The organism is Lonepinella sp. BR2271 (assembly GCF_051851515.1).
Lineage (GTDB): Bacteria > Pseudomonadota > Gammaproteobacteria > Enterobacterales > Pasteurellaceae > Lonepinella.
Genome location: NZ_JBPDVF010000011.1, coordinates 15,985 through 42,982, shown reverse-complemented (window position 1 = coordinate 42,982; position 26,998 = coordinate 15,985). Strand labels below are relative to the sequence as shown.

The 26,998-nt window shown below is 43.0% G+C and carries 22 protein-coding genes; 11 read left to right on the top strand and 11 right to left on the bottom strand.

From position 1 onward, the window contains the following. The first annotated feature begins 78 nt into the window (after positions 1-78). The gene (gene acnB, locus ACTG7X_RS09185; RefSeq protein ID WP_439258175.1) at positions 79-2,688 is read left to right on the top strand and encodes a bifunctional aconitate hydratase 2/2-methylisocitrate dehydratase; all 2,610 of its coding nucleotides are present in this window, start codon (positions 79-81) and stop codon (positions 2,686-2,688) included. Positions 2,689-2,764: 76 nt separating this feature from the next. Further along, a complete protein-coding gene (locus tag ACTG7X_RS09180) occupies positions 2,765-3,853 on the top strand; it encodes a metallophosphoesterase (RefSeq protein WP_439258174.1) in 1,089 nt (362 codons plus the stop codon). 101 nt (positions 3,854-3,954) lie between these two features. Here the strand turns inward: ACTG7X_RS09180 and proB are convergent, their stop codons facing one another. Then, on the bottom strand, positions 3,955-5,061 hold the full coding sequence (gene proB, locus ACTG7X_RS09175) for a glutamate 5-kinase (protein WP_439258173.1): 1,107 nt from the start codon (positions 5,059-5,061) through the stop codon (positions 3,955-3,957). Between the two features lie 153 nt (positions 5,062-5,214). Between proB and ACTG7X_RS09170 the strand changes: the two genes are divergently transcribed. Both ACTG7X_RS09170 and ACTG7X_RS09165 read left to right on the top strand, forming a co-directional pair. Beyond that, on the top strand, positions 5,215-6,012 hold the full coding sequence (locus ACTG7X_RS09170) for a threonine/serine ThrE exporter family protein (protein ID WP_439258172.1): 798 nt from the start codon (positions 5,215-5,217) through the stop codon (positions 6,010-6,012). Position 6,013: 1 nt separating this feature from the next. Next, positions 6,014-6,478, top strand: a complete 465-nt coding sequence (locus ACTG7X_RS09165) for a threonine/serine exporter family protein (protein WP_439239944.1) — start codon at positions 6,014-6,016, stop codon at positions 6,476-6,478. Positions 6,479-6,553: 75 nt separating this feature from the next. Here the strand turns inward: ACTG7X_RS09165 and ACTG7X_RS09160 are convergent, their stop codons facing one another. Together ACTG7X_RS09160 and tsaD are read right to left on the bottom strand one after the other, a co-directional pair. Further along, complete coding sequence (locus tag ACTG7X_RS09160; protein ID WP_439258171.1) at positions 6,554-7,135, bottom strand: thymidine kinase; 582 nt, start codon at positions 7,133-7,135, stop codon at positions 6,554-6,556. A gap of 13 nt (positions 7,136-7,148) precedes the next feature. Next, positions 7,149-8,183, bottom strand: coding sequence for a tRNA (adenosine(37)-N6)-threonylcarbamoyltransferase complex transferase subunit TsaD (gene tsaD / locus ACTG7X_RS09155; protein WP_439258170.1), 1,035 nt, complete (start codon positions 8,181-8,183; stop codon positions 7,149-7,151). 472 nt (positions 8,184-8,655) lie between these two features. Between tsaD and rpsU the strand changes: the two genes are divergently transcribed. From rpsU to ACTG7X_RS09120, 7 genes are all read left to right on the top strand, one after another. Next, entirely contained in the window at positions 8,656-8,871 is a 216-nt protein-coding gene (gene rpsU / locus ACTG7X_RS09150; protein WP_439239938.1) for a 30S ribosomal protein S21, read from the top strand. 108 nt (positions 8,872-8,979) lie between these two features. Then, positions 8,980-10,731, top strand: a complete 1,752-nt coding sequence (gene dnaG, locus ACTG7X_RS09145) for a DNA primase (RefSeq protein ID WP_439258169.1) — start codon at positions 8,980-8,982, stop codon at positions 10,729-10,731. Between the two features lie 76 nt (positions 10,732-10,807). Beyond that, complete coding sequence (rpoD, locus tag ACTG7X_RS09140; RefSeq protein WP_439258168.1) at positions 10,808-12,667, top strand: RNA polymerase sigma factor RpoD; 1,860 nt, start codon at positions 10,808-10,810, stop codon at positions 12,665-12,667. Between the two features lie 317 nt (positions 12,668-12,984). Further along, positions 12,985-13,812, top strand: coding sequence for a transferrin-binding protein-like solute binding protein (locus ACTG7X_RS09135; protein WP_439258167.1), 828 nt, complete (start codon positions 12,985-12,987; stop codon positions 13,810-13,812). A gap of 370 nt (positions 13,813-14,182) precedes the next feature. Beyond that, a complete protein-coding gene (gene pnp / locus ACTG7X_RS09130) occupies positions 14,183-16,312 on the top strand; it encodes a polyribonucleotide nucleotidyltransferase (RefSeq protein ID WP_439258166.1) in 2,130 nt (709 codons plus the stop codon). A 92-nt stretch (positions 16,313-16,404) separates the two neighbouring features. Beyond that, complete coding sequence (nlpI, locus tag ACTG7X_RS09125; RefSeq protein ID WP_439258214.1) at positions 16,405-17,346, top strand: lipoprotein NlpI; 942 nt, start codon at positions 16,405-16,407, stop codon at positions 17,344-17,346. A 117-nt stretch (positions 17,347-17,463) separates the two neighbouring features. After that, complete coding sequence (locus ACTG7X_RS09120) at positions 17,464-19,314, top strand: DEAD/DEAH box helicase (RefSeq protein WP_439258165.1); 1,851 nt, start codon at positions 17,464-17,466, stop codon at positions 19,312-19,314. A gap of 65 nt (positions 19,315-19,379) precedes the next feature. Here the strand turns inward: ACTG7X_RS09120 and ACTG7X_RS09115 are convergent, their stop codons facing one another. The 8 genes from ACTG7X_RS09115 to ACTG7X_RS09080 form a co-directional block, all read right to left on the bottom strand. Continuing rightward, on the bottom strand, positions 19,380-20,006 hold the full coding sequence (locus ACTG7X_RS09115; RefSeq protein ID WP_439258164.1) for a YchE family NAAT transporter: 627 nt from the start codon (positions 20,004-20,006) through the stop codon (positions 19,380-19,382). 127 nt (positions 20,007-20,133) lie between these two features. Further along, complete coding sequence (groL, locus tag ACTG7X_RS09110) at positions 20,134-21,777, bottom strand: chaperonin GroEL (protein WP_439239870.1); 1,644 nt, start codon at positions 21,775-21,777, stop codon at positions 20,134-20,136. Between the two features lie 18 nt (positions 21,778-21,795). Then, the gene (locus ACTG7X_RS09105; RefSeq protein ID WP_439239869.1) at positions 21,796-22,086 is read right to left on the bottom strand and encodes a co-chaperone GroES; all 291 of its coding nucleotides are present in this window, start codon (positions 22,084-22,086) and stop codon (positions 21,796-21,798) included. Between the two features lie 159 nt (positions 22,087-22,245). Beyond that, positions 22,246-22,542 (bottom strand): DNA-binding transcriptional regulator Fis, encoded by a 297-nt coding sequence (fis, locus tag ACTG7X_RS09100; protein ID WP_439239868.1) that lies wholly within the window; start codon positions 22,540-22,542, stop codon positions 22,246-22,248. Next, positions 22,535-23,536 (bottom strand): tRNA dihydrouridine synthase DusB, encoded by a 1,002-nt coding sequence (gene dusB, locus ACTG7X_RS09095; RefSeq protein ID WP_439258163.1) that lies wholly within the window; start codon positions 23,534-23,536, stop codon positions 22,535-22,537. Before dusB ends, fis begins: the two co-directional genes overlap by 8 nt. A 181-nt stretch (positions 23,537-23,717) precedes the next feature. After that, on the bottom strand, positions 23,718-24,599 hold the full coding sequence (prmA, locus tag ACTG7X_RS09090) for a 50S ribosomal protein L11 methyltransferase (RefSeq protein ID WP_439258162.1): 882 nt from the start codon (positions 24,597-24,599) through the stop codon (positions 23,718-23,720). 101 nt (positions 24,600-24,700) lie between these two features. Beyond that, positions 24,701-25,381, bottom strand: coding sequence for a hypothetical protein (locus ACTG7X_RS09085; RefSeq protein WP_439258161.1), 681 nt, complete (start codon positions 25,379-25,381; stop codon positions 24,701-24,703). A 207-nt stretch (positions 25,382-25,588) separates the two neighbouring features. Beyond that, a complete protein-coding gene (locus tag ACTG7X_RS09080; RefSeq protein WP_439258160.1) occupies positions 25,589-26,989 on the bottom strand; it encodes a multicopper oxidase domain-containing protein in 1,401 nt (466 codons plus the stop codon). Positions 26,990-26,998 lie beyond the last annotated feature (9 nt).

The window sequence follows — 26,998 nt, the reverse complement described above, 5'->3', positions numbered from 1 at the left end:
TTGTTTCAAAAACTTATTGTCGATAAGAGAGAACAGTATTAATATGTAACAGAATTGCAACAAAAATAAGGAGCTCCTATGTCTAGTTTTTTACAAAATTACCAAAAACACGTTGATGAGCGTGCTGTACAAGGTGTTGTTCCAAAACCATTAGATGCAGAACAGACGGCACAGTTAATCGAATTGCTGAAACATCCGCCGGCAGAAAAAAGTGCGGTGGATTTACTTGAACTTTTTGAAACTCGCATTCCAGCCGGAGTGGATGAGTCGGCTTATGTGAAAGCCAGTTTTCTGGCGGCCTTAGCCAAAGGAGAAACCAGTTCACCGCTGATTTCAACGGAACATGCCGTCAAGTTGCTCGGTACCATGCAAGGCGGTTATAATATTGAGCCGTTATTGGCCGCCCTCGATAATCCTACTCTCGCTCCCATTGCTGCAAACGCCCTTTCTACTACTCTACTTATGTTTGATAATTTCCACGACGTGGCGGAACGAGCCAAACAAGGCAATACGTTTGCGCAACAAGTGTTGCAATCTTGGGCTGACGCCGAATGGTTTTTATCTCGTCCAAAATTGGCGGAAAAATTAACGGTCACCGTGTTTAAAGTGACGGGTGAAACCAACACCGACGATCTTTCACCGGCACAAGATGCGTGGTCACGCCCTGATATTCCATTGCATGCCTTAGCCATGTTAAAAAATGAACGAGATGGCATTGAGCCAGACGACGCCGGTAATATCGGCCCGATTAAACAAATTGAACGTCTTAAACAACAAGGTTTCCCCTTGGCTTATGTGGGCGACGTGGTGGGAACGGGTTCCTCACGTAAATCCGCCACCAACTCGGTACTTTGGTTTATGGGGGAAGATATTCCTTATATTCCAAATAAACGGGCGGGTGGCGTGGTGCTTGGCGGCAAAATTGCACCGATTTTCTTTAACACCATGGAAGATGCGGGTTCGTTGCCGATTGAAGTGGATGTCAGCCAACTGAATATGGGTGATGTGATTGATATTTACCCTTATGCGGGCAAAATTTGCCGTCATGATACGGACGAGGTATTAGCGGAATTCCAATTAAAAACCAATGTGTTATTGGACGAAGTACGAGCGGGTGGTCGTATTCCATTGATTATCGGCCGTGGCTTAACCCATAAAGCTCGTGTGGAATTAGGTTTGCCAGAAAGTGACGTGTTCCAAAAACCACAAAGTGCGGTGCAAAATCACCGAGGTTTTACCCTTGCGCAAAAAATGGTGGGCCGAGCTTGTGGCGTGGACGGTATTCGACCGGGTCAATATTGCGAGCCACGCATGACCTCGGTGGGTTCACAAGATACCACTGGCCCAATGACCCGAGATGAACTTAAAGATTTAGCTTGTTTGGGTTTCTCCGCCGATTTAGTCATGCAATCGTTCTGCCACACAGCCGCTTATCCAAAACCGGTGGATGTGGTGACCCATCATACCTTACCTGATTTTATTATGAACCGTGGCGGCGTTTCACTGCGTCCGGGGGATGGCGTGATCCATTCGTGGTTAAACCGCATGTTATTGCCTGATACGGTCGGTACCGGTGGCGATTCCCATACCCGTTTCCCGATTGGGATTTCATTCCCTGCGGGTTCTGGCTTGGTCGCATTCGCGGCAGCCACTGGCGTGATGCCATTGGATATGCCTGAATCGGTGTTAGTGCGTTTTAAAGGTGAAATGCAACCAGGGATCACCTTGCGTGATTTAGTGCATGCGATTCCGTATTATGCCATTAAACAAGGCTTGTTAACGGTGGAAAAAGCGGGCAAGAAAAATATTTTCTCTGGGCGTATTTTGGAAATTGAGGGATTGGAACATTTAAAAGTGGAACAAGCCTTTGAGCTTTCCGACGCCTCCGCCGAACGTTCTGCGGCAGCCTGTACCATTAAATTAGACAAAGCGCCGATTATTGAATATTTAAATTCCAATATTGTGTTGCTGAAATACATGATCGCCGAGGGTTATGGCGATGTGAGAACCTTGGAACGTCGTATTCGTGATATGGAAAAATGGCTGGATAACCCAGAATTAATGCAAGCGGATCCCGATGCAGAATATGCGGCGGTGATCGACATTGATTTGGCGGATATTAAGGAACCGATTGTGTGTGCACCAAACGATCCCGATGATGCCCGTTTGTTGTCCGAGGTACAAGGTGATAAAATAGACGAAGTATTTATCGGTTCTTGCATGACCAATATCGGCCATTTCCGTGCAGCGGGTAAATTATTGGCGAAATTTAAAGACATGATCCCGACCAAATTGTGGATCGCACCGCCAACCAAAATGGATGCTTCTTTGTTGAGTGACGAGGGCTATTACAGCATTTTCGGGAAAAGTGGCGCACGGATTGAAATCCCCGGTTGTTCACTTTGTATGGGGAACCAAGCCCGTGTGGCCAATAAAGCCACGGTGGTGTCCACCTCCACCCGTAACTTCCCGAACCGTTTAGGACAAGGCGCCAATGTGTATTTGGCCTCCGCAGAACTGGCGGCGGTGGCCTCCTTGTTGGGTCGTTTACCGACGCCAGCAGAATATTTATCTTACGCCAATGATTTACAGCAAGATAAAGACGATACTTACCGTTATATGAATTTCGACCAAATTAGCCGTTATACGCAAAAATCCGATAATGTGATTTTCCAATCTGCAGTATAACTTTTTGATAAGGTTGATTTTTTAATGAAAGGTGCGTATTATCACGCACCTTCTATTTTTTATTGGAGAGCATAAATTGGAAACTCGTTATTATTTTATTTTTGCCGCTGTTTTCGTGGTATTGCAATTATTTTTGTATATTTTTAACCGCACTTTGGGCTGGTTATATGGCGCATTTTTGCCCCAACAAGGGCGATATCTCTTTGCGATCCTCAGTTATCTCTTGGCGAACGGCATTATTTTATTGACCGTTTTGCGTGTTTCACCGAGCTTATTTCGGGTAACCCCTTATATTTTGGTAATTTTACTGTATTCTGCGTTTATTAGTCTTGCATTCGGGATCATTTGGTGGCTCGGTAAAAGTTACTTCCAGAGTCCTCGTTTATTGGCATGGGCTTATCCCGTGGCCATGTTCGGGCTGATTTCGGTGAGTGTATACAATGCTTACACACCGAAAATTGTGCATTATCAAATTACCCTTGATAAACCGCTCAACCCCCTACGAATCGGGCTAGCCAGTGATTTTCATTTGGGCACGTTGTTTGGCGCCAAACAGATGGATCAACTGGCGGCGATTTTTGATCAACAAAAAGTCGATCTTATTTTGCTCCCTGGGGACATTATGGACGACAACGTGGACGCTTATTTAAGCCAACAAATGCAACCGAGTTTAGCTAAACTCAAGGCACCCTTAGGCGTTTATGCCACCTTGGGAAATCATGATTTCTTTGGTGATCAACAACGGATTGCCGAGCAAATTAAACAAGCGGGTATCAAGGTTTTATGGGACCAAACCGAAACCATTCATCAGGAATTTATGATAGTGGGGCGCAATGATGATTTAGTCAAAGATCGCCCGAGTACCGCACAATTACTCGAATCGGTCGATACCTCATTACCCATTTTTGTGCTTGATCACCGCCCCTCTGAAATTGAACAAATTTCGCAATTACCCGTGGATTTACTGGTGGCGGGGCATACGCACAACGGCCAAATTTTTCCGGCAAATTTGATCACGAAATTAACTTATCGGTTGGCTTACGGCCATGAAAAAATTGGTCATGGTCATTTTATCGTGACCTCTGGTTATGGTTTTTGGGGCATTCCAATGCGCCTCGGTTCGCAATCGGAAGTGGTGATTATTGATGTAAAAGGCAAGGAATAAACAAGCCCCCACGCTAAAAATAACGAAAAAAACACCGCACTTTTTAGGCAATGATCAACGTAGATTAAGCCAAAAAGTGCGGTGTAAAATAGCGCAGAATATTATTTCTTCAACACCACCATATCATCACGATGTATCGCCACTGCGCCATATTCATAGCCCAGAATTTGTTCAATTTGCTGAGATTTTTTGCCTTGAATACGGCTTAAGGCATCACTGTTATAACGTGGCATACCGAGCGCAATGTCTTTTCCACTGCAAGTGCGGATTTTGACCACTTCACCCCGTGAAAAACGCCCTTGCACCTCCACAATACCCGCAGGTAATAAGGATTTTTGTTGGATTAACAGCGCATTTTCTGCCCCCTCATCAATCACCAACGTACCTGCAGACGGCGCAGCAAAGAGCCATTGTTTACGGCTTTCCAAGTGTTCAGCCGGTACGGTAAATTTGGTGCCAATAGGTTTATCATAGGCCAAATCCACGATCACATTTTCACGATTGCCCGACACAATAATGGTTTCAATGCCCGAACGGGTGGCCACATCCGCCGCCGTGATTTTGGTTGACATACCGCCAGTCCCCAAATTGGTGCCACTGCCACCGGCAATGGCACGAATATGATCGTTAATTTGCGCCACCTCGGGAATTAATTTTGCCTCAGGATTTTTGCGAGGATCACTGTCAAATAACCCTTGTTGATCGGTCAAGAGATAAAGCTGATCCGCTTGCACTAAAATCGCCACCAAAGCGGATAAATTATCGTTATCGCCCACTTTAATTTCTGCCGTAGCAACGGCGTCATTTTCGTTGATCACAGGAATAATGCGGTTGTCTAATAACGCATGCAAGGTATCACGTGCATTAAGAAAGCGCTCACGATCTTCAATGTCGGCACGACTTAATAAAATTTGCCCAATGTGAATATCGTAAATAGCAAAAAGCTGCTGCCACGTTTGAATCAGTTGACTTTGACCAACGGCGGCCAATAATTGTTTTGAGGCAATGGTCGGTGGAAGTTCAGGGTGATTGAGATAATCACGCCCTGCCGCAATGGCGCCTGACGTGACAATCACAATGCGAAATCCCGCTTGATGCAGTTGAGCGAATTGACGTACAATTTCAATCATATGTGGGCGGTTTAATGTTGGCGAACCTTGCGTTAAGGTGCTGGTGCCAAATTTCACCACAAGGGTTTTTTGTGTCATAATAAAAGCCTAGAAATGAGAAATGCGCTTAAATTAACATTAAAATCTAAAAAAATCATTAATTTTTTACCGCACTTTTCTTGATTTAAGACAAATTAAATACGGATAAAAACGTTTATAATGGCCCAGTCAATTTTTGCTTAGGATGATGTCATGGAACAATATCAACAAACAGAAACAGAAGCTGAAGAACAGCAACGTGAAATCACGAGGCTTTGTGTTTTGGTGGCACAACTATTATTACAACATGGCGCCGAAAGTATGGTGGTGTCGCAAAGTGCGGTACGTTTAGGCAAAGCCTTGGGGGCGGCGTCAGTAGAATGTGCATTAACCCCGAATGCGATTATTTTAACCACCTTAATGAATGGTCATTGCATTACCACCGCACGGCAAAATAGCGATAAAGGCATTAATATGCAAGTGGTGACCGCCGTACAGCGGATTGTGATTTCGGCAGAACATCATATTTATGACATTCACTTGGTGCGTAAAAAATTAGAACAGATTAAACCGCTGAAATATAACCGTTGGCTTGTGGTGTTTATGATTGGCTTATCTTGCGCCTGTTTTTCCCATCTTTCTGGCGGTAATCATATTATTTTTGGTATTACCTTTGTGGCCTCTGCGGTGGCCATGTTTGTACGGCAAGAATTAGCTAAACGGCATTTTAACCCGCTGATTGTGTTTGGTGTCACGGCCTTTGTGGCGACCTTGATTTCAGGTTGGGCGTTAAAACTCAATTTAGGCAACAACCCTCAGATTGCCTTGGCGTCCAGTGTGTTATTACTTGTCCCAGGTTTCCCGTTAGTGAATTCCATTGCGGATATTTTAAAGGGCCATATCGGTATGGGCTGGGCCCGTTGGACCTTGGCCACGGTGTTGACTTTTGGGGCTTGTATGGGCATTGTTCTCGGATTAAATGTTTTACATATTGCACATTGGGGAAATTAACATGGATTTGATTTTATTATTACTGGACGATATGTTTTTTGCCGCTATCCCTGCGGTGGGCTTTGCGTTGATTTTTAACGTGCCACCTAAAGCCTTGATTTATTGTGGTGTGTTAGGCGCATTGGGGCATAGTTTCCGCACCCTGTTATTGCATTTTGATGTCGCTTTGGTGTTGGCAACCTTGCTTGCCTCTGCGTTGATTGGGTTTGCCGGTGTGCATATTTCACAACGTTATTTAGCGCACCCGAAAGTGTTTACGGTGGCGGCGATTATCCCAATGATTCCCGGGATTTATGCCTATAAAGCGATGATTGCCATTGTACAAATTAACTATCATGGTTATGCGCCCGATCTGTATGAACATATGATTAACGATTTTATTAAAACCGGTTTCTTACTCGGGGCGTTAGTGATTGGGTTGGCTTTGCCAAGATTAATGTTTTATCGCAATACGCCCGTGGTGTAATGGCGACAGAAAGTGCGGTGTTTTTGGGGTGAATTTTGCCAATATTCGCACCGCACTTTAAGTATTTTCAGCCCTTTAGGCACTTTCCATCATTTTCTTATAATGTCGGCGACAGACGGAAAGGTATTTATCATTCCCGCCGATTTCAATTTGATTGCCGTCTTTCACTACCTCGCCTTGTGCATTTAAACGCAACACAAAATTGGCTTTACGACCGCAATAGCAAATGGTTTTCAGTTCTTCTAATTGATCCGCCCAAGCGAGTAAATGTTGACTGCCCTCAAATAAATTTGCCTGAAAATCCGTGCGTAAACCATAACATAACACGGGAATATTGAGCTTATCCACCACATCACTTAATTGACGAACCTGTGCTTGACTTAAAAATTGCGCCTCGTCGATCAAAATACAATGTAATGTCTCCTGTTCCACATGTTGCTTGATTTCTTGCCAGAGATCGCTGTTTTTATTAAATAATCTTGCCTCTTGGCTGATACCAATTCTTGAGGTAATTTTCCCGACACCAAAGCGATCATCAATGGCAGCGGTATAAAGCAACACGTTCATTTGACGTTCCACATAGTTGTAGGCGGATTGCAACAGCGTAGTGGATTTTCCTGCGTTCATGGTGGAGTAATAAAAATAGAGTTTTGCCATGGTTGTTAACCTTTTAAATAGATGCCAATTCCGTCATGGCCCAGCGGGGTTTGACGTCAATGGCGAGATCCGATTGTTCACCATTTTTTAAACGTAAAAATCCCACGTAAGCGATCATGGCACCGTTGTCCGTACAAAATTCGGGGGCAGGGTAAAAGACTTGCCCTTTTAAACTTTGCATTAATTGCTGTAAGCCTTGGCGTAATTGCTTGTTTGCACTGACCCCACCCGCAATAACTAAACGATTGTAGCCCGTTTGGGCTAATGCTCGTTTGCATTTAATCGCTAAGGTATCGACCACGGCAGTTTGGAACGCATGCGCAATATCCGCTTTGTCTTGTTGGCTGAGTTCGCCTTGTTGTTTGATTAATTGGTTGATCGTATTGGCCGCCGCCGTTTTTAAGCCAGAAAAACTGAAATCTAAGCCCGGTCGATCCGTCATAGGTTTGGGAAACACAAAACGCCCCGTTTGCCCTTGTTCGGCTAAACGAGAAAGGGCGGCGCCACCGGGGTAATCTAAACCGAGTAATTTGGCGGTTTTATCAAAGGCTTCACCTGCAGCATCATCAATGCTTTCGCCCAATAATTGATAGCGTCCCACGCCCTCGACTTGCACTAATTGCGTATGTCCACCCGACACTAACAAGGCCACAAAAGGAAACTGCGGTCGATTTTCCGGCCGTTCTAACATGGGCGCGAGTAAATGCCCCTCCATGTGATGTACGCCAATAGCGGGAATATGCCACGCATAAGCCAGTGATCGAGCAATGGTGGCGCCCACTAACAAGGCACCGACTAAACCTGGGCCAGAGGTGTACGCAATGCCATCAATATCCTGAGCGGTGAGATTGGCTTGTTGCAAGGCTTGCTGAATTAAGGGCAAGGTTTTGCGAATATGATCACGGGAGGCCAATTCTGGCACCACACCGCCATAATCCGCATGCAAGGCAATTTGGCTATACAGTTGATTGGCGATCAAGCCTTGTTGTTCATCATAAATCGCCACGCCGGTTTCATCACAGGAAGTTTCAATGCCTAGGATCTTCATCAAATACTCTTTATTTTGTTATTCTGCTAAAAAATAAGTGAGATTTTACCGCACTTTAGCGATTTTGCACAGAAAAGATCAAAATCCTACTTTACTTTTAGGGGTAAATTAGATTAAAATTGCGACCTTTATCTAATAATGCCGTAAAACACAGCCCTTTAGGGTGGTGATATAAGGCACAAAAAGAAATAGAAAATTACTCAAATTTTGAGTATAATTGTACTTGTACTAACAGAGATATGCTAAGGCTTTCTCAATGACGGTATATTCAGGGTAGGACATACCCGTAGAGCTTGTGAAGTGAATCTCACTAGAGATCAGCAGCAAGAACCCTCCGAAAGTAGCCCCGAAAGGGGGAGCTAGTAGGAATCCTCGTCCTTTCGGGAGGGGAGGATGTCAATGAGTAAGTTACTCAGTAATTTTGCAAAATTAACTCAACTTATTTATCAAATTTTAATAGAGGTGATGGCTTATGCCAGTAATTAAAGTTCGTGAAAACGAATCATTTGACGTTGCATTACGTCGTTTCAAACGCTCTTGCGAAAAAGCGGGTATTTTAGCAGAAGTGCGTGCACGTGAATTCTACGAAAAACCAACAACAATTCGTAAACGTGAAAATATTTCTCGTGCTAAACGTCACGCAAAACGTGTTGCACGTGAGAACTCTCGCAACACACGTTTATATTAATTAGACGTTCTAATTAACATTTGCGCTAAACAAACCGTGAAACCGCTTGGAATCACGGTTTTGTTCATTTAATTGTTGTCTTGGTTTGGCTCACATAAAGGGTTATCTATGGCTGGTTTGATTCCACGTTCTTTTATTAATGATATTGTGGCAAAAGCGGATATTATTGATGTGGTGAATTCTCGGGTAAAACTGAAAAAAGCCGGTAGCAATAATTATCAAGCCTGTTGCCCTTTTCATCATGAAAAGACCCCGTCTTTTACGGTCAGCAAAAGCAAACAGTTTTACCATTGTTTTGGTTGTGGCGCCCATGGTAATGCCATCAGCTTTTTAATGGAATACGACAAACTCGAATTTGTTGAGGCGGTGGAAGAATTAGCCGCCATGCTTGGCTTAGAGGTACCACGGGAAGAACGCCAGCATAAGTCTGATAAACCTTATGTGAATTATCAAACCAAAAAAGATCTGTATCAATTAATGCAAGAAATTGCAGAATTGTATCAACAGCAACTGCCACAATTTGCCCATGCACAAGCCTATTTACAACAACGCGGCTTATCCGACGAGATTATTGCCCGTTTTGCCATTGGCTTTGTCCCCGATAGCTTTGATCTGGTGGTGCGTCACTTTGGCCATAACAAAGCCGAACAGGAACGTTTGTTTTCCTTAGGCATGCTAAAACGCAGTGAACGTGGCAAGGTCTATGATACATTCCGTGATCGTGTGATGTTTCCTATTCGTGACCGCCGTGGTCGAGTGATTGCCTTTGGTGGACGAGTGATTGGCGACGGCACGCCCAAATACCTTAATTCCCCAGAGAGCGTGACTTATCACAAAGGCAATGAGCTGTATGGTTTATATGAGGCCTTGCAAATTAACGATAGCCCGAAAGCCTTGTTGGTGGTGGAGGGCTATATGGATGTGGTGGCGTTGGCGCAATTTGGGGTGGATTATGCGGTGGCCTCACTTGGCACAGCGACTACGCCAGAACAAATTAATCAGCTCTTTCGTACCACCGATCAAGTGATTTGTTGTTACGACGGTGACCGAGCGGGTCGAGCTGCTGCATGGCGAGCCTTAGAAAACGCCTTGCCTTATTTAGAAGATGGCCGTCAGCTACAATTTGTTTTTCTGCCTGAGGGGGAAGATCCCGACACCTATATTCGTCAATATGGCAAACAACAATTTGAGGATTATTTACAACAAGCCCAATCCTTGAGTGATTTCTTATTTGATCACCTACTGAAAGACGTCAGCTTAGACAGTAAAGAGGGCAAAAGTAAATTAGCGTCGTTAGCGGTGCCATTAATTGAACGTATTCCGGGTGACATGTTACGCATTTATTTAAAAAATAGTTTAGCCCATAAATTAGGGATTATCGATCCTCAACAAATTGAACGTTTATTAGCACAACCACAACAAAAAAGTGCGGTGAAAAAAATGCCCGAAGTCAAACGAACGCCTATGCGTTTGATGATCGCCCTATTATTGCAAAATCCGCAATTGGCACTAGAATTTGACTATGACGTTTCTCCCCTAGCAAGTTTAAATGAACCGGGTTTGGCTTTATTCGATAAATTAACCACATTATGCCGTGACAATGTGGGGATGACCTTAGGGCAAATTTTAGAACATTTTCGTGATACCGAAGACTATAAGCCCCTTGAAATTTTGGCCACATGGGATCATCTAATAGAAGATGAACATATTAGTGCAACCTACATTGAAACCTACAATTTCTTGTTGGTACAAATTGTTGAACGTCGTATTGAACAATTAATCGCCAAAGACCGAACCCACGGTTTAGACGAAACAGAAAAACAAGAGCTTGCTCATTTATTGACGGTACGAGCAAAATAAATAGTGAAACAGTGATAATAGTGCTAAAATTTAGTGCATTTTATCTTAACCAATCAACGTAAAGGCGGAGCCATTTATGGAGCAAAACCCACAATCACAATTACAATTGTTAATCGCCCAAGGGACAGAACAGGGCTATTTAACCTTTGCTGAGATCAACGATCATCTTCCTGAAGATCTTGTTGAAGCAGATCAAATTGATAATATCTTCCAGATGTTCAATGATATGGGGATTCAGGTATTAGATTCAGCCCCTGATGCAGATGATCTGTTATTAAGTGATAATATTAATGATGATGTGGTGGAAGAAGCTGCCCAAGTGTTATCAAGCGTAGAAGCAGAACTTGGACGCACAACGGATCCCGTACGCATGTATATGCGTGAAATGGGGAGCGTCGAATTGTTGACCCGTGAGGGCGAAATCGACATTGCGAAACGCATTGAAGAAGGGATTAATGCGGTACAAAGCGCGGTGGCTGAATATCCGGAATCCTTGACTTATTTGTTAGAGCAATATCAAAAAGTAGAAGAGGGGTCGGTTCGTTTAGTGGATTTAATTTCTGGCTTTGTGGATCCGAATGTGGTTGAAGAAGAAAGTATTGAGGAAATAGATGGCGATCTGTCGGAAGATGAAGATGATGAAAATGCAGACGTCGCTAATGTGAATTTGGATGATGAGGAAGATGAAGAAGAAGCGGAATCCACCTCTGATGATAGCGATAGTGCCATTGATCCTGAAGTAGCCAGAGAGAAATTTGCCGAATTAAAAGCGCAACATATTAAAGTGTTAGGCTTGATTGGAAAACACGGACGTACGCATAAAAAAGTGCGGTCAGAAATTCAAGCATTATCTGAAATTTTTGTACAATTCCGCTTGGTACCACGTCAATTTGATTTATTGGTGATGTCGATTCGAGACATGATGAAACGCGTGCGTAAAGAAGAACGCCAAATTCAACGTTGGGCGGTGGATTATGCCAAAATGCCAAAAGAGGATTTTACCAAAGCCTTTGCTGGCAAGGAAACCAACGACGCTTGGTTAGTCAAAATTCTAGACAGCAAGAAAACCTATGCACCGAAATTAGCCGGATATGCTGATGATATTCGTCAAGCGATTGTACGCTTACAACAGCTTGAACAAGAATCTCGCTTAACTATTCCACAAATTCGTGAAATTGGCGAACGTGTTGCACAAGGTGAATCCAAAGCCCGTAAAGCCAAAAAAGAAATGGTGGAGGCTAACTTGCGTTTGGTGATTTCCATTGCGAAAAAATATACCAACCGTGGATTGCAATTCCTCGATTTAATTCAAGAGGGGAATATTGGCTTGATGAAGGCCGTGGATAAATTTGAATATCGCCGTGGTTATAAATTCTCAACTTATGCGACTTGGTGGATTCGTCAAGCGATTACGCGTTCTATTGCGGATCAAGCACGGACTATTCGTATTCCAGTACACATGATTGAAACCATCAATAAATTGAACCGCATTTCCCGTCAAATGTTGCAAGAAATGGGACGCGAGGCCACACCTGAAGAATTGGCAGAACGGATGGGCATGCCAGAAGATAAAATTCGTAAAGTGTTGAAAATTGCTAAAGAACCGATTTCTATGGAAACCCCAATCGGTGATGATGACGATTCACATTTAGGCGATTTTATCGAGGACAGTACCCTTGAATTACCGTTAGACAGTGCAACAGCACAAAGCCTACGAGCCGCCACCCATGAAGTGTTGGAGGGTTTAACCCCGAGAGAATCCAAAGTACTACGCATGCGTTTCGGGATTGATATGAACACCGACCATACGTTGGAAGAAGTGGGTAAACAATTTGATGTAACCCGTGAACGTATTCGTCAAATTGAGGCTAAAGCGTTACGCAAATTACGTCACCCAAGTCGCTCGGAAACATTGCGTAGTTTCTTGGATGAGTAATAAAGGTAAGTTGTAATAGAATATCTCCCCTTTTCATTATTGGCACAAAATAAAGGCATTATTCTAAAGGGGATAAAACTGAACATTGGACACGTTTTTGTGTCCTTTTGTTTATTGGTAAGTCTCGCATTTATTTGTTATTTTTCTAAATTTTAGTAAGAAAATATATTGCATATATTGTCGGGAGTGCTACAATCCTTAGCGGAATCCTTAGCGGAATCCTTAGCGGAATCCTTAGCGGAATCCTTAGCGGAATCCTTAGCGGAATCCTTAGCGGAATCCTTTTATAAATACATATAAAGTCAAAGGAGATGCTTATGAAAAAATGTTATATTGCCCTTATCGTTTTGTCTGCTTTAGGTTTGGTGGCTTGTGGCAGTAGTGGTGGCGGTTCTAGCGATTCTTCACCAACTCAGCCAGATAAAACTCTACCAGATAAAACTCCACCTAGTCCTCCACAAATGGAAGAAATTCAAGAATCAGGTTTCCAAACGGAAGCAAAAACTATTTATGGAAGTAATAATAAACAGACTACTGGGGTTTTCTGGACTGTACCTAAACATGGAGGAAATATAGAGCTTACGTTCCGAGCGAGTAATGATCCATTAAATAATATTATAATAGGAGATAAACCTATTGAGCTGTATTCTGAAAATTCAGGAGCTTCTTTTTCCCACATAGCGAATGGTATACTGTCAAATGGCTTGAGAGGAAACTATGTGGTGAATGCAGTAGTATCCGATGAAGATGACGATAATGTTTATATTGTGGAACAAGGCTCAACACTGACACCGGCAATAGATATGCCGACCACCGGTGAATTTCAATACAAAGGAAACGGTTTACATTCTTATACTACTAACGGAGATGTCGTAAACAAATATAATGTTGAGTCTGATGTATCCTTGACGGCGAATTTTGCGGATAAAACCCTAAAAGGAACAATTTCAAGCGCAGATCCAGAGAAGTCATTTGACAGCGTGCAGTTAGCTGCGAAGATTCGGGATAATTATTTTGAGGGAAAAGTAAACGACGTTAAGACTGTGGGCGGATTCTATGGTCCTGCTGCGTCAGAAATAGGCGGTATCTATACAAAAGATAATGCGTATTTCGGTACATTTGTAGCTCAGAAAAAAGCGCAATAATCCATTGAGATTTGTTAATTCTAGAAAATAAACGTACGCTAAGATTAAATTAGCGTACGTTTTTTTGTCTATTTTAAGATTTAAGCGAAATAAAATTATTACTTCATATAAAAAGGTTGTATAATAATCGACGCTTTTTTGTATCCGTTTTAGCGTGCGGCTATCAAAAATATTTTTTTACCCTCACCCTAATCCTCTCCCAGAGGGAGAGGGAACGGAATAGAGATGTATATAATTTGAGCGCACCCAATTCTCTCTCCCTCTGGGAGAGGGTTAGGGTGAGGGGAAAATATTTTTGCTAGTCGCAAATTGGAACAAAAGAGCAGTGTGTTATATCAACCAATCAAATGATTAAAAAAGGAAAAACATTGTGAATCCAATTGTGAAACAATTTAAATACGGTCAACATACCGTGACGCTTGAAACCGGTGCTATTGCCCGTCAAGCAACCGCCGCCGTGATGGCAAGCATGGACGACACAACGGTATTTGTTACCGTTGTCGCCAAAAAAGACGTAAAAGAGGGACAAGATTTCTTCCCATTAACCGTGGATTATCAAGAACGTACCTATGCAGCCGGTAAAATCCCGGGGGGATTCTTCAAACGTGAAGGTCGTCCATCAGAGGGAGAAACCTTAACTGCTCGTTTAATCGACCGTCCAATTCGTCCATTATTCCCAGAGGGATTTTTAAACGAAATTCAAATTATTGCGACCGTGGTGTCAGTAAATCCGCAAATCAGCCCTGATTTAGTGGCCTTAATCGGTGCCTCTGCCGCATTATCTTTATCTGGTGTGCCATTTAATGGCCCAATCGGTGCGGCTCGTGTGGGTTTCATTGATGATCAATTCGTGTTAAACCCAACCATGGCAGAACAAAAACAAAGCCGTTTGGATTTAGTGGTGGCAGGGACAGATAAAGCGGTATTAATGGTGGAATCTGAAGCCGATGTATTAAGCGAAGAACAAATGTTAGCTGCGGTGGTATTCGGTCATCAGCAACAACAAGTGGTGGTAGAAGCCATTAAAGAATTTGCTAAAGAAGCCGGCAAGCCACGTTGGGATTGGGTTGCACCTGAACCAAATACGGCATTAATTAATAAAGTGAAAGCGATTGCGGAAAGCCGTTTAGGTGATGCTTATCGTATTACGGAAAAACAAGTACGTTATGAGCAAATTGATGCCATTAAAGCGGATGTGATTGCACAAATCACCGCTGAAGATGAAGACGTCAGCGAAGGCAAAATTATTGATATTTTCACCGCACTTGAAAGCCAAATCGTGCGTGGCCGTATCATTGCAGGCGAACCACGTATTGACGGTCGTACCGTTGATACCGTACGTGCGTTAGATATTTGTACTGGCGTGTTACCACGTACTCATGGTTCAGCGATTTTCACGCGTGGTGAAACGCAAGCCTTAGCGGTGGCAACTTTAGGTACTGAGCGTGATGCACAAATTCTTGATGAATTAACGGGTGAACGTCAAGATAATTTCTTATTCCACTACAATTTCCCTCCGTATTCTGTGGGTGAAACAGGTCGTGTGGGTTCACCAAAACGTCGTGAAATTGGTCACGGTCGTTTAGCAAAACGTGGTGTCGCCGCTGTAATGCCAAGCATTACGGAATTCCCTTATGTGGTGCGTGTAGTGTCTGAAATTACCGAGTCCAACGGTTCATCTTCTATGGCGTCTGTATGTGGTGCTTCCCTTGCGTTAATGGACGCCGGTGTGCCAATTAAAGCCGCTGTTGCTGGTATCGCCATGGGCTTAGTGAAAGAAGATGACAAATTTGTGGTGCTTTCTGATATTTTAGGTGATGAAGATCACTTAGGCGATATGGACTTTAAAGTCGCTGGTACTCGTCAAGGTGTGACTGCGTTGCAAATGGATATTAAGATTGAAGGTATCACCGCTGAAATTATGCAAATTGCCTTAAATCAAGCGAAAAGTGCTCGTATGCACATCTTAGGTGTGATGGAACAAGCCATTCCTGCACCACGTGACGACATCTCTGATTTTGCACCACGTATTTACACCATGAAAATCGATCCGAAGAAAATCAAAGATGTGATCGGTAAAGGTGGTGCGGTGATTCGTGCGTTAACCGAAGAAACTGGCACATCTATTGATATTGATGATGACGGTACGGTGAAAATTGCCGCCGTTGACGGTAATGCAGTTAAAGCAGTGATGGCACGTATTGAAGATATTACCGCTGAAGTCGTGGCAGGTGAAATTTACAAAGGTAAAGTCACACGTTTAGCTGACTTTGGTGCGTTTGTTGCTATTCTTGGTGGCAAAGAGGGCTTAGTGCATATTTCTCAAATCGCTGAAGAACGTGTTGAGAAAGTGACAGATTACCTTGCGTTAGGTCAAGAAGTGCAAGTCAAAGTGGTGGAAATCGATCGTCAAGGTCGTATTCGTTTAACCATGAAAGACATTGCAGAAAAACAAGAAAATGTTGAACCAGCTGAACAAACAGCGGTCGAACAAGAATAATTTGTAAAAAAGTGACCGCACTTTATGCTGAATGCTTAAAGTGCGGTTTATTTCTCACAAATTTTGTCTAATTTAAGGCATTATAGGCAATGATATTGCTAGAAAGGTTAGTTGGAACCAGTAAAATACTACTGCGTTTAGTTTTTGTTGTTGTGTTATCAGGTTGTGTTAATAGCACGAACGGTGTATTTGTAACAAAAAATAAGGTGACCTTGGCGGAGCAATATCCAAACATTCACTTTGAACAAGAAGTGATGATTGCTCGAATTAGCCAAATGTTGGTGATTGGACAGCTATCAAAAGACGAACGAGCAAATTTACATTTTGAGCGTGGCGTGCTTTACGATAGTCTAGGGCTTTGGGGATTGGCACGTTATGACTTTACCCAAGCGTTAGAACTGCAGCCGAACATGGCCGCAGTTTATAATTATTTAGGTTTATATTCGTTATTAGATGAAGATTATGATGCGGCGTTGGAGGCTTTCAACGTGGTATTTGAATTGGATCCCGATTATGAATACACCTATTTAAACCGTGGTTTAGATTTTTATTACACTGCACGTTATAACCTGGCACAACAGGATTTTTTGAAGTTTTACACTTCCGATAAAAAAGATCCTTATCGTACCCTGTGGTTATATTTAAATGAGCTTAAATTTAAACCCAATGAGGCGAAACAGAATTTAGTAAACCGAGCGGAACAGCTTTCTACTGAATACTGGGGGACTTTTATCGTCCAATATTATTTGGGCAAACTTTCAGAACAAGCATTATTCGACAAAGCCAAATCCTTTGTTGATCCGCAATCATCACAGTATGCGGAAATCTTGACTGAAACGTATTTTTATCTAGCAAAACAAAAACTCAATATTGGTAATTTGAGTGAGGCGGAAACCTTATTCAAATTGGCATTGGCAAATCAGGTGTATAATTTCGTTGAGTATCGTTTTGCATTGTTTGAACTGGCTAAATTGAAAGACATGGAAACCAGCGAGCAAAACAACGTGGTTACACAAAATAGCCCGACAAAATAATCGCCAAAGTGCGGTGATTTTTCTGCTATTTTTGGCGTAATTGAATTATACAAACTGAGAAAGCCCATTGAGCTTTCCTAGGGGCAATGCCCCCTAATAAACAATTCGAGTATTTTAATGACTGAAACAACTATGACTTTTGGCGACTTAGGTTTGCCAGAATTTATCCTTTCTGCAGTAACAGAAATGGGCTTTACTAATCCATCACCTATCCAACAAGCCTGTATTCCACACCTATTAAACGGTCGTGATGTGTTGGGTATGGCACAAACCGGTAGCGGTAAAACGGCGGCATTTTCCTTGCCATTATTGGCACAAATTGATGTGGAACAAAAACATCCACAAATGTTGGTAATGGCTCCCACTCGTGAATTAGCCATTCAAGTGGCAGATGCTTGTGAGCATTTTGCGAAAAACGCCAAAGGTATGCGTAGTGCCACCCTTTACGGCGGACAACGTTATGACATTCAATTACGTGCTTTAAAACAAGGCGCACAAGTCGTGGTGGGGACACCCGGACGTATTTTAGACCACATTAAACGTGGTACCTTAAATTTGTCTGAATTGAAATTCATTGTGTTAGATGAAGCGGACGAAATGTTACGCATGGGCTTTATTGAAGATGTGGAAACCGTGATGGCGGAATTGCCAGAAAAACACCAAACGGCGTTATTCTCAGCAACCATGCCAGAACCGATTCGTCGTATTACCAAGCGTTTTATGACCGATCCACAAGAAGTGAAAATTCAATCTACCCAACGTACCAACCCTGACATTGCTCAAAGCTGTTGGTATGTACGTGGCTATCGTAAAAATGATGCCTTATTGCGTTTCTTAGAAGTGGAAGATTTTGACGCAGCGATTATTTTCACTCGCACCAAAACGGGCACCATGGACATCACCGAATTATTAGAAAAACACGGTTTCAGTGCCGCAGCGTTGAACGGTGACATGACGCAACAAGCTCGTGAGCAAACCTTAGATCGTTTACGTAACGGTAGTCTTGATATTTTAGTCGCTACCGACGTTGCCGCTCGTGGTTTAGATGTGGAACGTATCAGCCTTGTAGTGAACTATGACATTCCACTAGATGCAGAAAGCTATGTGCATCGTATAGGCCGTACTGGTCGTGCTGGTCGTTCAGGCAGTGCATTGTTGTTTGTGGAACCAAGAGAACGCCGTTTATTAGGCAATATTGAACGCTTAATGAAGAAACCAATTGATGAAGTGGGCGTACCGAATCATGAACAATTACAGGCTTGTCGCCGTGAAAAATTCGTGCGTAATATTACCAAACAATTGGAACACCATGATTTGGAAAAGTACCGTGGTTTAATTGAAGATTTGTTTACTGCGGATCAAGATTTAGAAGATATTGCGGCCGCCATGTTAATGTTATTACAAGGCAAACAAAAACTGATTCTTCCACCGGATCCACCAATGGAAAAACGTTCAAGCCGTGATCGTGATGATCGTCGTGGTGATCGTCATGAGCGTCGTGACCGCAGTGATCGTGGTGAACGCCGTGGTTATGGTAATCCTGTGCCAATGGATCTTTATCGTATTGAAGTAGGCCGTGCGGATGGCGTGGATGTGCGTCATATCGTGGGAGCGATTGCTAACGAGGGCGATATTGATAGCCGTAATATCGGTCATATTAAATTATATGATGAGTATTCCACGGTGGAATTACCAAAAGGTATGCCGAAAGAATTATTGCAAACGTTTAGCAAAACGCGTGTGTTAAACAAACAAATTCGTATGACATTTGTCAGTGAGGCACAAGGTGGCGAGCGTGGCGGACGTGATGATCGTCGTGGTGGCAATGGCAATAGCCGACGTCGTAGTAATGACCGTAACGATCGTGGCGAGCGTAGTTTCCGTGGTGATCGTAAATTCTCGGGTAAAAATGACCGCAGTTTCAAGGAAAACAGTGGCAAAGATTTCCGTGAGAAACGCCAACGTTAATTGATCTGTCTAAGATGAAAAAGGGACGCTATATTGTAGCGTCCCTTTGTTTTGCCTGAAGTGAATTAAAACACACCCATATTGCGTAATCCCGTGGTGATAATTTCCACCCCAAGGGACATCAATAATAGCCCCATAATACGAGTGATGACGTTTGAGCCTGTTTTGCCTAATTTTTTAATGACAGGTTCAGAATAACGGAACAAAATATAACAACTTAAGCCAAATAAAGCGATAGTAATGGAAGAATACACATAATCCATTGCCGTATGTTGGCTTGAACCAAACACAATGGTGGCACTAATGGAACCCGGCCCCGCCAAAATTGGCATAGCGAGAGGCACCACGGCGATATTGTTGTAATCTTCTAAGTTCTCATTTTTTTCTTCTTTATTGATTTTATGTTCACCGATTTTACCGTTAATCATGGTTAACGCAATCATGGCCACCACGCCACCGCCAGCAATGCGGAACGAATCAATGGAGATCTTGAATGTGTCTAAAATAAAATTACCGAAAAAGAAACTGACTAGCAAAATGACCACGATAGAAAAGCAAGTGACCAACGCCGTACGGTTTTGTTGTTCTCGGGTTTGTTCTGACGTCATGGAGTAGAAGATTGGCGTGACGCCAATGGGGTTAACCAAGGCGATCAGCCCCATAAAGAACTGGAGATAGATAGCTAATTCCATATTTTATCCTAAGGAAAATGATTTTGGCGTTATTATAATGGATAGCGTAGCAGAGATAAATAAGCCTGATATAAAAAAAGTGCGGTGAAAATCACCGCACTTCAGGGGGAAATTTAAACAGGGGGGATTACATCATACCGCCCATGCCACCCATACCGCCCATACCGGCAGCTGGATCTAATTTATCGTCTTTCGGTAATTCAGTGACCATACATTCAGTCGTGATCATCAAGCCTGCCACTGAAGCGGCAAATTGTAATGCAGAACGAGTGACTTTGGTTGGGTCTAAGATACCCATTTCGATCATATCGCCGTATTCTTCCGTACCAGCATTATAACCGAAGTTACCAGAACCGGCTTTCACCGCACTGGCCACCACAGAACCCTCTTCACCTGCATTTTCTACGATTTGACGTAATGGGGATTCTAAAGCACGTAAGGCTAATTTGATACCGACATTTTGCTCTTCGTTATCGCCAGTTAAGGTTTCAGCCACTTTCGCTGCTGCACGGACTAAGGCCACGCCACCACCGGCAACGATACCTTCTTCCACCGCTGCACGAGTGGCATGTAACGCATCTTCCACACGGTCTTTCTTCTCTTTCATTTCCACTTCAGTGGCTGCACCGACTTTAATTACGGCCACACCGCCAGCGAGTTTCGCTACACGTTCTTGTAATTTTTCTTTGTCGTAGTCAGAAGTGGATTCTTCGATTTGTTGACGAATTTGGGTTACACGACCTTTAATCTGAGCCTCGTCACCGATACCGTCAATAATCGTGGTGTTGTCTTTGTTGATGACCACACGTTTGGCTTGACCTAAATCTTCCAAGGTCGCTTTTTCTAATTCCATACCGATTTCTTCAGAAATCACGGTACCGGCCGTTAAAATCGCAATGTCTTGTAACATAGCTTTACGACGATCACCAAAGCCCGGCGCTTTTACGGCGGCCACTTTCACAATACCACGCATGGTGTTCACGACTAAAGTCGCTAAGGCCTCACCCTCAACATCTTCTGCAATGATTAATAATGGTTTACCGGCTTTTGCTACGCCCTCTAACACGGGTAACAATTCACGAATATTAGCGATTTTTTTATCCACTAATAAAATATATGGATTGTCTAATTCAACGGTGGCGGTTTCAGGTTTGTTAATAAAATATGGGGATAAATAACCACGGTCAAATTGCATACCCTCAACCACCGCTAATTCATCTTCTAAACCGGTACCGTCTTCCACGGTAATTACACCCTCTTTGCCCACTTTTTCCATGGCTTGCGCAATTAATTGACCGACCACGCTGTCGCTGTTGGCAGAAATGGTGCCCACTTGTTCAATTTCTTTCGAGGTTTCACATGGTTTAGACAAGGCTTTTAATTCCGTTACCACTGCAGCCACGGCTTTATCGATCCCACGTTTTAAATCCATTGGATTCATACCCGCAGCCACGGCTTTTAAGCCCTCATTTACGATAGCTTGGGCCAAAACAGTGGCGGTCGTTGTACCGTCACCGGCGGCATCATTGGCTTTAGAGGCAACCTCTTTCACCATTTGTGCCCCCATATTTTCAAATTTATCGGCTAATTCAATTTCACGTGCCACAGACACACCGTCTTTGGTAATTGCTGGTGCGCCAAAGGCTTTATCTAAAATCACATTACGACCTTTCGGGCCTAAGGTCACTTTCACGGCGTCCGCAAGCACATTTACGCCGGCTAACATTTTTACACGAGCATCATTGCCAAATTTTACATCTTTTGCTGCCATTTTCTTATTCCTTCTCTATTATTCTACGATTGCTAAAATATCATTTTCAGAAACGATTAACACTTCTTCGCCGTCAATTTTTTCGGCTTTCACGCCATAACCCTCATTGAAAATCACGGTGTCACCCACTTTTACATCTAACGGTTGCACGGTGCCGTTTTCTAAGATACGGCCTTTGCCTACCGCAAGCACTTTCGCACGAGTGGATTTAGTTGCAGCCGTGCCGGTTAACACGATACCGCCAGCGGATTTGGTTTCTACTTCTTCACGTTTGATAATTACACGATCGTGTAAAGGACGAATTGCCATTTGAATTTCTCCTAAATTAGATTTATTAAAAAAGTATCAATAATATGGGGCGAGAATTTAGGCTTTCAAGAGGAAAAATAAATTTTTTTGCAAAATGTAGGCATAAAAATAGGGCAAATCACTTTCGCCCTATTTTTGAAATTTGCGGATGTTGGCTTTCTAGCCCATACCATATTGTTTTAATTTTTTACGTAAGGTACCACGGTTAATGCCTAACATAATGGCGGCACGGGTTTGGTTGCCACGGGTATGTTGCATAATGATGTCTAGCAAAGGGAGCTCCACTTCAGCTAACACAAGCTCATAAAGATCATTGACATCTTGACCGTCTAATTGAATTAGATAATTTTTAATTGAACGTTTTACTGAATCACGTAAAGGTTTATTCACCGCTTGTGATTGTGCATTTAATTCTGGCACGATAAATTTTGTCGAAATTGTGGTTTGTTCAGTCATTTGAATTTCCATTCTTATTAATAAAATTAAAAAAATCTTCCAATGCAACTAACTGCTCAGTAGCGTTGCTAATGGCATTAAAAGTCCGTTTAAAATCGGAATCGGGTTGAATTCCTTGTAAATACCAGCCAACGTGTTTGCGAGCAATGCGATAGCCTTTTTCAGGACCATAGAATTGATGTAATTCTTCAATATGACGTAAAATTACACCGCACTTTTCCGTTAAGCTAGGGGCGCTTACACAGGGTGTTTCCCCTGTTGAGTTGGTGTCAATGTGTTGTGCCAAAGATTGAAATATCCAAGGATTACCCAACGCACCACGCCCGATCATAATTCCATCTGCACCCGTATAATCAAGTACAAATTTTGCTTTCTCTTGCGAGAGAATATCGCCATTGGCAATGATGGGAATCGACACCGCTTGTTTCACGGCTTTAATATTCTGGTATTCTGCCTCCCCCTCGAATAAACATTCACGAGTACGTCCGTGAATGGTTAACGCAGTAATACCACATTGTTCCGCAATTTGAGCGATTTCTACGCAATTTATATGCTGTCGATCCCAACCTGTACGTATTTTCAACGTAACAGGTACCTCCACGGCATTCACCACAGCGGTTAAAATGTCTGTGACCAAATCGGGGAATTGTAGCAACGCAGAACCCGCTAGCTTTTTATTCACCTTTTTGGCGGGGCAGCCCATATTAATATCAATGATCTGCGCCCCATATGCCACATTCACTTGCGCCGCTTGTGCCATTTCTTGCGGATCAGAACCCGCAATTTGCACGGCATTAATGCCGGCAGCTTGGTGATGAGCCAAACGTAATTTTGATTTTTCCGTATGCCAGACTTGTGGATTGGTGGACATCATCTCCGAAAACGTCAAGCCCGCCCCATAGTGCGAGCAGAGTTTGCGAAACGGTTGATCCGTAATCCCCGCCATGGGGGCAAGCAGAATGCGGTTTTTTAATTGATATGAACCAATCCGCATTTTCTCCCCCAATTTCTCACATACAGAAAAAAATTAAGCCGAATATTGATTAAATATTCGGCATTAATAACCGACAAGGTTGGCTATAATACGCAAATTTTCGTCATTTGCAAAGCATAATTTTTAAACAATTTAAAGAAAATTTGCCTTTTTGCCGTTGACATTTTGAAATTAAGCGAAATTAAGCCAATTTTCCGGTAATTCGGCACCATTCTTCCCGTTCCACCACAGGATCAAGGGCGAATGTTTGCTGATAAGCCTCGCAAACCGATGGCGCTTGGGTGGACAAAATACCCGATAACCCCAAATCGCCATGTGGTTTGACTAACTGGCTAATCACTGGATAAAGCTCTTTGAGTGGGCCTGCCAAAATATTGGCGACCACCACATCTGCTTTTAACGCCGTTGGTTTGTCGTCTGATAAAAATAATTGCAAGCGTTCTGCCACGCCATTGTTTTCCGCATTATTGCGACTGGCTAAAATGGCTTGTGGATCAATATCAATGCCAATCGCCGATTTTGCCCCGAGTTTTAATGCCGCAATGGCCAAAATCCCCGAGCCACAACCAAAATCAATTACGGTTTTACCGTTTAAATCCAAACTATCCAACCATTCCAAACACAATGCCGTGGTTGGGTGTGTGCCTGTACCAAAGGCAAGACCGGGGTCAAGCATGACATTCACCGCCTTTTCATCTGGCACCTCACGCCAACTTGGGCAAATCCATAAACGTTTACCAAATTGCATTGGGTGGAAATTATCCATCCATTCCCGCTCCCAATCTTTATCCTCAATTTGCTCAATTTTATAGGCAAAATCGGGTGCTAACAGTTGGCTGTTGCGAAGTGCGGTTAAAATTAACGCCATTTCCGTTTCCGCATCAAATAACGCCACCACATCCGTATTGCCCCAAAGGCGAGTTTCCCCAGGGAGGGGTTCAAAAATCGGCGTATCTTGACTGTCCATAAACGTCACCGACACCGAACCGATTTCTTCTAAAAAATCACTGATTTTTTCTGCTTTTTCGCTGGTACTGTTTAAGCGAAGTTGTACCCAAGCCATAATTTTTTCCTTTTTTTATTGAATGTGCTAAATAAATTGGGGTTATTTTAGCATAAAAAAAGATCGCCACAGGCGATCTTTCAAGGGAAATCGAATAAAGATTAAAGCTGTGGTTTCACCACATTTTTACGTTCTTCTTCAAGTTGTTTTTGTCTCATTGCCTCATTGTAGGCTTTTTCACGTTCCATTTTTGCATCTAAAAGATCAGTCGAAATTAAGTAAAGGGTTTGATCAGTGGTTCGATAAACAAGCTGATTGGATTGGGCTTCTTGCTCATTTTCTATTTTTCCTGCAGACCAGATTATATTGCCCGCCCATTTAGTGGTGGGTTGACCGTATTTTTCAATGATCGATTGATAAAAGGCCTCTTTATCGGAGGGGGTAAGATACTGTTTGCCTAATGCTTCTGCGGAATTACCAAAGCTATACATAATAGATGTGACACGCACATTTTTAAGACATTCATCAATATTTTCGTCTAACCATCTATCCACGGAATACGCAATATTTACTGTGCCGAGATTAGGGATTGACGCCATGAGTTGCCCAATATCGTCACAGGAATTTCTTTCTTTAATGCGTTTGACAATGGAAAGTTGGTCAGCCACTTCTTGCCCATATTTACTGGTTAATACCTTGTCAACTTCCTCTTGGGTCATGCCCAATTTTAGCCCGAACATATCAAAGTTGTTCACATCGTAGGTATTTGCTGCCATCACTTGTGATGACATGAGTGCGGCACATAACACCGCAGAAGACTTAATGAGATGAGAGATTTTCATAATACATCCTTATTATATTAAGTGAAAAATGATTTTATATTGCTCAAAACAACAATAAGCCTTAGGCTTTTATATAAGCCATAAGCCATAAGCCATAAGCCATAAGCCATAAGCCATAAGCCATAAGCCATAAGCCATAAGCCAAGGCAATTTTGTCCGATTATATGGAAAAATGCAAGGAAGAAATTCAAAAATGTTATTTTTTTGTTACTGAACCACCAACAACCCGATAGCCCCTTTATCCGCCTGCACTAAATCCCCTGAGCCAAAAATAAACGGATGGGTATTGGCAGATAAATTATCAAATTTCACCAAAATACTGGCTTTATTTTCGATCCACAAGGTGTCTTTCCAGACCAATTCATTTTCGGGAGTGTGGTTATCATTTTGGCTTTCCACCACAAATCTTGCCCCTTGAATGCGGAAGCTGACCGGGGAAGAAACGCTGATTTGCCAACGTTCAACGCTGCCTTGTTTAGCACTCACATCAATACGACGGGGGTCAAAGCGTTTTTGGTTAATCATGGCGTTGATATTGTCTAAATGAAATTGGCGTTCTTGCACGATTTCCGTTGGCAAGCTGGCAATCTGGCTAAATTGATAGCGTGGCTTATTGGTAAACGCTGCGAGTAACCCTTCGGGACGCAGTTCTAATATATGGTTATCCGCCAATTCGCCGTCGTTATCAAAGAATAAGCCGATTTTATCGAGTACCCCTCGTTTTTTGCCGGTAATTAAGCTGACATTGCCGCCCTCGTTTAAATCCACTAGGATTTCAAGGCGTTCCCCTGAGCCGAGCATAACGGATTTTACCGTTTTCGGTTCAGGCAAAAAGCCCTGATCTTGGGCGATAATCAGAAAATCCCGTTCATCATCAAAACGCAATTCATACGCACGAGAAAGCGAGGCATTCAGCAAACGTAACCGCACCCAACCCCGAGCCACGCTCAAATAAGGCGATTGTTGGCCATTCACAAATAAGTGTTCGCCCAGAAAGTGCGGTTCATTTTGTTGAAATAATTGCGAGCCACTGCTGTTTAGGCTTAAATCTTGTAAAATCAAGGGAATATCATTGACGCCATAGTTATTGGGTAGCGACGATTTTTTGCTTTCGTCATCTTCCACAATCCATATGCCCACCAACCCACGATAATTTTGATAAGCCGAACTGGCAAGGGAACAAGATTGGTAATAACACAGCCCAGCGGACTGCGTAACCGGCACAATCGGCGCCCAACTTTCACCGGGTTTTAAACTATGCCCAATGCCCCCGAGAAATTCGCTGTTCACTTGCAAACCCTGAATATTCATGGCCACCAGTTGCGGCAGGTTATTGCGATAGTTGAGTTTCACAAAATCCCCTTGACGCACTTTCACCGTCGGGCCGAGATATTGACCGTTAAAGCCCCACACTTCAACCAAATTATTTTCCAATAATTTCACTTGGGTGCTTTCTAAGCCTAAAAACAGCGGTTTACCTCGACGAAGTTCAATCAAAGGCGGAATCACCAACGGTTGATTCACCGCCGCCCACAAAGCTGTCGGCAAGGTGGCTAAAGCGGTGGCAAGGGCGGTTTTTTTAAACAACTGACGGCGAGCATAATCCATGGTGACATC